Here is a 7,372-nt window from a genome sequence, read left to right on the forward strand (position 1 = left end):
GGGTTGTTATGGCGACGAAGCGGCGGTGACTCCCGCGATTGATTCCGTTGCCGCCGATGGCATGGTGTTTCGAAACGCGTTTGCCACCACGGCATCGTGCAGTGCCAGCCGAAGTGTGGTGATGAGTGGTTTGCACAACCATCGTAACGGACAGTTTGGACATCAACATCATTATCACAAGTTTGCTTCGTTCAACGACGTCGCCGGGCTGGCTCTGCCGCGTGTGATGGCAAATACCGGCTACCGCACCGGGCACATTGGCAAATATCACGTCGCGCCCGAATCGGTTTACCACTACGAAACGTACCTGAAAGCCAATTCGCGTAGCGCCGTCCAGATGGCGGAAACCGCGAAGGATTTTCTGACGGACCAAGAAGACGACCGTCCGTTCTTCCTGTACTTCGCAACATCCGACCCACACCGCGGCGGTGGCGTTGACAAAACGTCGGACCTGGAGCTGAAACCCGACTTGTTCGGCAACAAGCCTCGGCGCGGTTCGTATCCCGGCATCGAAGAGGTTTTCTTTGACCCGGCCGACGTGGTCATTCCGCCTTTTTTGCCAGATACACCGGAAACGCGATCCGAGCTGGCGCAGTACTACCAATCATGTGCCCGAATTGACCAAGGTGTCGCGCGGTTGATTGAGATCCTCAAAGAAGCTGACCTTTACGACAAAACCATGATCTTATTCACGAGCGATCATGGAATGGCGTTCGCTGGCGGCAAGACGACCGTGTACGAAGGTGGCCTGCGCGTCCCGATGGTTGTTCGTGATCCGTATCAAGAGAAACGCGGTGTCGAAAGCGATTCGATGATCAGTCACATCGACATCACGCCGACGATCCTGGATTTCGCCGGTGGATTGGACCGAAAGACCAACGCGCCGAAGAAATTGGTTCCTGCCAAGAAGCTTCGCAACGAATTGGGGGCTTCACCGATGGACAACCACAATGGCAACAAGCCACTGGACCACTACCACGGCCGAAGCTGGATGGACGTGTTGGCGGATCCGGACAAGCCACATCACGAAGAGATCTTTGCTTCACACACGTTCCATGAAATTCAGATGTACTACCCAATGCGGGTCATCCGCGACGGCAAGTACAAACTGATCTGGAACATCGCCCATGCGTTGGACTACCCCTTCGCCAGCGATTTGTGGGCGGCCAGTTCATGGCAGGCTCAATTGGCCAAGGGTTTGGACGCACCGTACGGCCAGCAAACTGTCGGCAAGTACATCCATCGCCCCGAGTTTGAACTATTCGACATCGAGGCCGACCCGAACGAGTCCACGAACCTGGCTACCAGCAGCAGCCACACGGATATCCTGGAGGCGTACCAAGCCAAGCTGAAGAAGCTGCAGAAGAAGTACGACGACCCCTGGATCATGAAGTGGGATTACGAGTGATCGTAACCGGAAGGCAGTACAAGCACTTGTGGTTGTTGCCCGGGTGAGTTTCCGTATCGGCCGTGGGGAGCGGGGTGACGCCTCGCTTTGTCCCAAAGCATCGGCTCGATTGCCAGGTACAACCTGGCCTACAGGCGGGCGAGGTATTCAGGCGTGACTTGCTAGTGTCTTTGGGCGTTTGAGCTGATGTAGGCCAGGTTCCACCTGGCGATGGTTGTCGCCGTCCGAATTCTTGGTGAATCCGGCTACCTCAGAGGTAAGTTTGGCTCGTGAGCCGCTCGCCCACGTCGGGGCCAGAGAAAAAGAAGTGAGAGTGCTGGGACTCGAACCCAGGACCATTCGATTAAAAGTCGAATGCTCTGCCAACTGAGCTACACTCTCGACCGACGACGAATCGCCGGTTTGAACTAGACCGAAACGGTGAAGCAAAATTCACCAACATTCGAGAACGAATGTCAGAGAAAGAAACCTGCCAATTGCAGAAGCAAACTGGCCGACCGAGTTCAAGCGGAGCGGACAGGATTCGAACCTGCGGAACCAGTTTCCCGGTTCACCGATTTAGCAAACCGGCGCTTTCGACCACTCAGCCACCGCTCCTGGTGGAAACGTGCCCGCGGAACGTTGCCGCCGCGTGACGTGTTTCGGTCAGGCGGGATTGTGCTTCATTCCGCTTTCCGCTGCAACCCTTTCTGGCCTCTGACAGCCTGACACGAGGAACTTTTTTGAGGTTCGCAACCCCGCCGGATGTCGCAACCGACTCAGTCGCCTCAATTGGAACCCCAACCAGCAGAGATCCATTCGAAGAAGCGGTCCCGCGAACTCTGCCGCGGGCTGTTTCGTTGCACTACACTGGTCTTTTCCATATCGAGCTTTTTCCACGTCGATTCGCCAATTCGTTGAATTTGACGAACCGCCGCATTCCCACCACGTCCCCACCTGATCACGAACACCATGCGACCTCTTTTTGCGAACGTATTGTCGGCCGCTTTGGCGGCATCCACTCTCTCCGCCTACTCCTCGCTGGTGTCTGCCGAAGACGCTAGGCCAGCAAAAGTCGTTTTCCAAGACGACTTTGAGAACGGCGACGACAAATGGGAATACCTCGATCCGAAGACTTGGAAGCTGAACACTCCATCGGGAGAATCCAAGAACGGGTCGATCGAGATCACCGAACGCAAATCCGAGTACACACCACCAACCCGAAGCCCGGGCCATGTGGCGTTGGTGAAAGATCTCGAGGTAGGCAGCTTTGAGATTCAATTTCGTGTTCGCAGCACGCTGGACACCGGCAACCACCGAGATTGTTGCGTGTTCTTTGGGTACCAAGATTCCGCGCACTTCTACTACGTCCATTTGGGTGCCAAGCCCGATCCGCACAGCGGCCAAATCATGATCGTCAATGACGCTCCCCGATTGGCTTTGACAACCAACGAAAAGTTGACTCCATGGGACAACGACTGGCACAACGTGTTGCTTCGCCGGGATGTCGAAAGCGGAAAGATTGAAATCTACTTTGACGACATGGGAACGCCTCACATGAGCGTCGTCGACAAGACCTTCGGGGCGGGACGTGTCGGGTTGGGATCGTTCGACGACTTGAACGAGTTCGATGATGTCGTGATCCGTGAAATGGACTGACGATTTTGATGACGGATCTCGCGCTGGGCTGGGGGGAGCTGGAGGCATGAGTTCATGCTCGGCCCTCCCCTCGCTTCGCTCGACCCTCCCTGAGGGAGGGTGAAGTTTTCGAGGTCCCGAATCAACAAGGACAACGAGAAGCCACTCCATTCCACCACAGGAACAGCATGAGCACGGACGAAGATTCGACCAACGAAACGCATTGGGATCTCGCCCCGAAGTTTGACTTCGTCGACGCCCATCGTTTGCCTTTCTCGAGTGACAAGGTGTCGCTGAAAAAGATCGACACGGAGTGTTCAGGACCGTTCGAAGGCAAGGCTCACGGTCGAGCGTTCACGCACCAAGCGAACATCGAAATTCGTGACCTGCAATACCGCATGTACACGGAAGGCAAGCAATCTCTGCTGATCGTTCTGCAGGCTCCCGACGCGGCCGGCAAAGATGGCTTGATCCGCAAGGTGCTCGGCCAGATGAATCCGCAGGGCTGCCGGACTTATCCGTTCAAGGTTCCGTCGTCGGAAGAACGTGCTCATGACTTCCTATGGCGAATCCACAAGGCGACGCCCGCGGCCGGCAAGGTGTCCGTCTTCAACCGTTCGCACTACGAAGACGTCTTGGTCGTGCGGGTGGAGGATTTGGTTCCGAAGTCAGTTTGGAAGGAACGCTATGAGATCATCAACAACTTCGAAAAGTTGCTGGCTCATCGTGGCACTCGAATCCTGAAGTTTTACCTGCACATCAGTCCGCGAGAACAACTCGAGCGATTCAAGAAGCGGCTCGATGACCCGACCAAGCACTGGAAGCTGAACGCGGGCGATTACGCCGCTCGTGACAAATGGGGCGACTACCGCGAGGCATACGAAGATGCGATGGAGAAATGCCATTCAAAAATCGCTCCTTGGCACGTGATTCCGGCCGACAAAAAATGGTACCGCGATGCGTCGGTTGCAGCGATCGTTCGTGACACGCTGCGTGACATGGACCCGAAACTGCCGGAGATCGATGCTGATCTGGATGAAATCCGCCGGCTCTATGAACGCGAATTGGATGAACTGAACGAGTGATTCGCCACGCTCGATTGCGGTTTTCTCCAGCAGGGTGCCTTGTCAGACGCGGATTCGTCTGAAAACTCACGGTTCCGACACGAGTGATCGCAGGAATTACGATTCGCCACCGATGACGAATTCGACCGATCGGTCGCTCGCAAGACGCGGCCACAGCCAACAACGACCACACTTTTCTCGACTGATTGCTTTCGTTCATGAAAATTCGCCGCAACCCGACTCGCCCGGTCAACATCGGATCGATCACGATCGGCGACGGTCACCCGATCGCCGTTCAAAGCATGACGGCGACCAAAACGCAAAACATCGACGCGACGGTCGAGCAAGCCGAAGCCCTGCACGCTCGCGGTGCCGGAGTCGTCCGGATTGCGGTCGACAGCGACAAGGACGCAGAGGCGTTGGCCGAGATCCGCAAGCAAACGCAAGCCAATCTCGCCGTCGATTTGCAAGAGAACTTTCGATTGGCGGAAAAAGTCGCTCCGCACGTCGACAAGATTCGATACAACCCCGGCCACTTGTATCACCACGCACGTGAGCTGACCTGGCAGGAAAAGGTTCGCTACCTAATCGATATCGCCGGCAGCAACGAGTGCGCGGTTCGCATCGGTGTGAACTGCGGCAGCGTCGACCCGGCGAAGAAAGAGAAGTACGACCACGACGATTCGATCACACCGATGTTGGAATCGGCTCTTGAGCACTGCGAATTGGTCGACTCACTGGGTTTCCACAACTTTGTCGTTTCGCTGAAGGACAGCGATCCGTCCAAGGTCGTTCAGGTGAACACGCTGTTCGCTGAAAAACGCCCCGATGTCGCTTTGCACTTGGGCGTCACCGAGGCTGGGATGCCGCCGGATGGAATCATCAAGACGCGAATCGCGTTTGAGCAATTGATCGGCAAAGGCATCGGGGACACCGTCCGAGTTTCGCTGACGTTGCCGAACCCTCGCAAACCCGAAGAGATCGACGCGGGCAAGCAAATCGTCGAGGATATTCATGCGGGGCGAGTGCGCAGCGTGGTGAAATTCGACGATTCGAAACTGAACATCATCAGTTGCCCCAGCTGTTCGCGGGTCGAAAACGAAGCGTTCATCGATTTGGCCGCGAAGGTCAAGGAGATGACCACGTTCGCTCAAGAGTATTCGATCACCATCGCGGTGATGGGATGCCGAGTGAACGGGCCCGGCGAAACCGACGATGCGGACCTCGGGTTGTGGTGCGGGCCTGCAAAAGTCAATCTAAAGCGCGGCCCGGAAGCTTTGGGCGCGTTCGGTTACGACGAGATCTTGCCAAAATTGAAGCAGGAACTCGACGATCTGATCGCCGCCAAGCAATAGCTTCTCGCCCAATTCAAATGCCGATTCGCGGATCAATGATCGACCGCGATGGATCGGATCCAATTTCAATCCACTCTGTCCTCTGATTTAGTTTCCCCATGGCCAGCGACGAACTTTACGAACGATACAACGAAGTCGAAAAACTCATCGACGAAGAAAAATACGAAGAAGCCATCGCGGGCCTGACCCCGTTGGTGGAAGAAGATGAGACCTTCGTGCTGGCACACCTGGCACTCGCTCGCGTGTACACCAAAACCGGGCAACACGACGAAGCGATCGCCCACGGCAAGAAGGCTTGTGAGTTGGAACCCGAGGACGCGTTCAATTTCACCGCGATGAGCGTCACCTACCAACGGGCCTGGGCGGGAACGCAGAACCAGGCGTACATCGCCGCCGCGGAAGACGCGATGGCACGGGCCCAGCAACTCAACGCGATGTAGAGCTTGCCCGACGTTGTGAGTGACGGCAGTACCGAGGAAATCCGGGAGTGACGTCCAACGGCCAATAGGAAGTGGCGCCGTCCCGCTAGGATGGCTCCGAATTCTTGGCGAATCCGGCTACGGTGATGCTACTGGTTTTGGCCCCATTCCTCGTCGTACAAACGCACGAGGATTTGATCGTTCAGTCGATTCGGCGGCACATCTCGCGGCTGCTGATCCGCTGGCAGATCAAACAGACTGGCCATCGTCGACGGCGTCAGGTATCGCAGATCGGTCATCTCTGCCGACAACTGAGGCGGCAACTGCCAGCTGGATCCATACTCAGCGCCTTCTGCCTGCTCCGGGTCTTGGGCGTGCCGGGCGAGAGCAAACCCCCAGATGCCAAACGTTGGCACCGGTGCATGATAGGGCGTGACGTCAAACCCGGACGCCTGCATCGTCCGCAGGATGCACCAGTAGGATTTGGGGGCCACCAGCGGCGAAGTGCACTGGATCGCCAACCCAGCCTCATCAGTCATCCGCTCACGCAGCATCGAGTAGAACCGCGAAGAATACAGTTTTCCGATTGAATAGTTGCCTGGATCGGGAAAGTCAATCACGACGGCGTCAAACTGCTCATCGCCTTCGCCCACCCACAAGAACGCGTCTCGATGGACCAGCGTGACACGGTCCATTTCCAACGATCGACCATTCAGTTCCGCAAGCGGTTCGAACTGGGTCGCCAAACGCGTCATCGCGGGGTCCAGGTCCACCAATGTGACCGAATCGACGTGGTCATATCGCAAGATCTCACGAACGGCCAATCCATCGCCGCCGCCGAGCACCAACACTCGACGAGCTTCTTTGCACACGGACATCACCGGGTGCACGAGTGCCTCGTGGTATCGGTATTCGTCGACACTGTTGAATTGCAGGTGCCCATTCAGATAAAGCTGAAACCCTTTCTCGTTGCGAGTCACCGCGATGCGTTGATACGGCGAGGTGTCGGCGTAAACGATACGCCCGCCGAGCGTGTTCTCTTCGGCGAGGCTGGTGATCGAGTCAGCTTTGATGAAGCCAGCGATCAACAAACCAATGACTAAAAAAGCACGCCCTCGAAGTCCATCCAGTCCCTTCTTCGCAAGCAGTGGACGCAGCAAATACGTCCCCCACAATCCGACCAATGCGTTGAGCAACCCGAACACAATCGCGGTTCGATTGAGCCCCAGTCTTGGGACCAGAAAGATGGGAAACAGCAGCGAAGCGAACAGGGCTCCCAGATAGTCAAACGCGAGAACCCGGGAGATCAACTCTTCAAACTCGAGGTGTTCTTTGAGAATCCGCATCAGCAGCGGAAGCTCCAAACCCACCAGCGTTCCGATCACGATCACGCTGCCGAAGAGTAGCCACTGAAACCACTCGATCATCGGGAACGCGAGAAACAGAAGCGGAGTCGAAAACCCGCCCAACAATGCGAGCGCCAATTCGACTTCGATGAACACGCGAGCC

General features: G+C 56.3%; 7 protein-coding genes and 2 tRNA genes. 5 read left to right on the forward strand and 4 right to left on the reverse strand.

Annotated features, from left to right (window positions below; genetic code table 11):
* On the forward strand, window positions 1-1,408 hold a 1,408-nt coding region (locus RE6C_RS27785), incomplete at its 5' end, for a sulfatase family protein (protein WP_039963660.1).
* Here the strand turns inward: RE6C_RS27785 and RE6C_RS33675 are convergent.
* The 3 genes from RE6C_RS33675 to RE6C_RS27795 all read right to left on the reverse strand — a co-directional run bounded on the left by RE6C_RS33675 (window position 1,386) and on the right by RE6C_RS27795 (window position 2,005).
* Complete coding sequence (locus RE6C_RS33675) at window positions 1,386-1,649, reverse strand: DUF1589 domain-containing protein (protein WP_144054904.1); 264 nt, start codon at window positions 1,647-1,649, stop codon at window positions 1,386-1,388. The genes RE6C_RS27785 and RE6C_RS33675 overlap by 23 nt on opposite strands.
* Window positions 1,650-1,716: 67 nt before the next feature.
* A tRNA-Lys gene (locus RE6C_RS27790) sits at window positions 1,717-1,789 on the reverse strand.
* Window positions 1,790-1,916: 127 nt separating this feature from the next.
* Window positions 1,917-2,005: transfer RNA gene (locus RE6C_RS27795), tRNA-Ser, on the reverse strand.
* Between the two features lie 426 nt (window positions 2,006-2,431).
* On the opposite strand from RE6C_RS27795, the gene RE6C_RS27805 reads away from it, so the two are divergent.
* From RE6C_RS27805 to RE6C_RS27820, 4 genes are all read left to right on the forward strand, one after another.
* Window positions 2,432-3,046: a hypothetical protein gene (locus tag RE6C_RS27805; RefSeq protein ID WP_039963665.1), complete on the forward strand. Its 615-nt coding sequence runs from the start codon at window positions 2,432-2,434 to the stop codon at window positions 3,044-3,046.
* A gap of 167 nt (window positions 3,047-3,213) precedes the next feature.
* A complete protein-coding gene (locus RE6C_RS27810; RefSeq protein ID WP_008662123.1) occupies window positions 3,214-4,110 on the forward strand; it encodes a polyphosphate kinase 2 family protein in 897 nt (298 codons plus the stop codon).
* Between the two features lie 185 nt (window positions 4,111-4,295).
* Complete coding sequence (gene ispG / locus RE6C_RS27815) at window positions 4,296-5,444, forward strand: (E)-4-hydroxy-3-methylbut-2-enyl-diphosphate synthase (RefSeq protein ID WP_008662124.1); 1,149 nt, start codon at window positions 4,296-4,298, stop codon at window positions 5,442-5,444.
* 98 nt (window positions 5,445-5,542) lie between these two features.
* Window positions 5,543-5,884 (forward strand): tetratricopeptide repeat protein, encoded by a 342-nt coding sequence (locus RE6C_RS27820; RefSeq protein WP_008662125.1) that lies wholly within the window; start codon window positions 5,543-5,545, stop codon window positions 5,882-5,884.
* Window positions 5,885-6,012: 128 nt separating this feature from the next.
* On the opposite strand, the gene RE6C_RS27825 is transcribed toward RE6C_RS27820, so the two are convergent.
* Window positions 6,013-7,372: polyamine aminopropyltransferase (locus tag RE6C_RS27825; protein WP_039963669.1), on the reverse strand; the 1,360-nt coding region annotated here is incomplete at its 5' end.

Origin of the sequence: Rhodopirellula europaea 6C (genome assembly GCF_000338295.1) — a bacterium.
GTDB classification, from domain to species: Bacteria; Planctomycetota; Planctomycetia; order Pirellulales; family Pirellulaceae; genus Rhodopirellula; species Rhodopirellula europaea.

Excerpts from the sequence above, each read along its gene's own strand:
- RE6C_RS27810 (WP_008662123.1), top strand. The coding sequence starts at position 3,214 with ATGAGCACGGACGAAGATTCGACCAACGAAACGCATTGGGATCTCGCC.
- RE6C_RS27820 (WP_008662125.1), top strand. The coding sequence starts at position 5,543 with ATGGCCAGCGACGAACTTTACGAACGATACAACGAAGTCGAAAAACTC.